Origin of the sequence: Pseudoalteromonas sp. TB25, assembly GCF_000497995.1 — a bacterium.
Taxonomy (GTDB): domain Bacteria; phylum Pseudomonadota; class Gammaproteobacteria; order Enterobacterales; family Alteromonadaceae; genus Pseudoalteromonas; species Pseudoalteromonas distincta.
In genome coordinates this window covers 1-1,003 of sequence record NZ_AUTI01000089.1, presented here as the reverse complement: position 1 = coordinate 1,003, position 1,003 = coordinate 1, and the positions used below count along the sequence as shown (strand labels likewise).

Genomic DNA, 1,003 nt, shown 5'->3' with positions numbered 1-1,003 from the left:
CTCTTTGTAGCCGCAGCTGGTAACGATACTATTGATAACGATGTTAACCCGCATTACCCATCTAACTACGAAAACGCAAGTGTATTATCGGTTGCAAGTACGGATCAAACCGATGGTATTTCATGGTTTTCACATTATGGTTTAACAAGCGTTGATATGGGCGCGCCGGGTAGTGCTATTTTATCAACTACACCAGGTGAGAGCTATGCATCTTACTCAGGCACATCTATGGCAACGCCACATGTAGCAGGTGCTGCAGCGTTAGTATTGTCAATTAATCCTGAGCTTAGCACTCAAGAGCTGAAAGATTTACTAATGAACTCTGGCGATGCAAATGCTGCGCTACAAGGTGTAACGGTTGCAGGTACTCGTCTTAATGTTAACCAAGCGCTTATTGATGCAGACCCTACACCTGGCTTTAAAATATCAGCCGATCCACTTACGCAACAAATTGAAGCAGGCCAAGCTACTAACTACACATTTACAATTGGTTCAATTGCCGAATGGGATGAAGAAGTAACGCTTGAGTTATCAACAACATTAGGCGGCGCTTATTTATCATCGCTTACAGCGCGCCCAGGCGATGAAGTAATGCTAAATGTTGAAACCGATACTAACACTCAGTGGGGCGAATACGAGCTTACTGTAACAGCTACAGCTGGTGATATTGTTAAAGAGCAGTCAGTTAAATTAATGGTTCAACCTGTTGGCTTAAACGACTTTACTTACAGCAGTAACACAAGTGTTGATATTCCTGATAACTCGCCAGTAGGTGCAGTGTCAGTAATTAATGTTCCTGATGACTTAACAGTATTTGGTACTACTGCTGATGTAGATATTTCGCATACTTACTCAGGCGACTTAGTGGTTAAGTTAGTATCTGCTCAAGGCACACAAGTAACGCTACAAAGCAATGTGGGTGGTTCAAACGACGACATAGTTAGAAGCTTTACTTCTGAATCATTTAACGGCGAAGTTGCTACAGGCGATTGGACACTACAAG

General features: G+C 42.7%; 1 protein-coding gene. It reads left to right on the top strand.

What is annotated here, in order from left to right; all coding sequences use genetic code 11:
• The coding region (locus tag L652_RS0101805) for a S8 family serine peptidase (protein WP_024603225.1) at nucleotides 1–1,003 on the top strand (1,003 nt) is incomplete at both ends.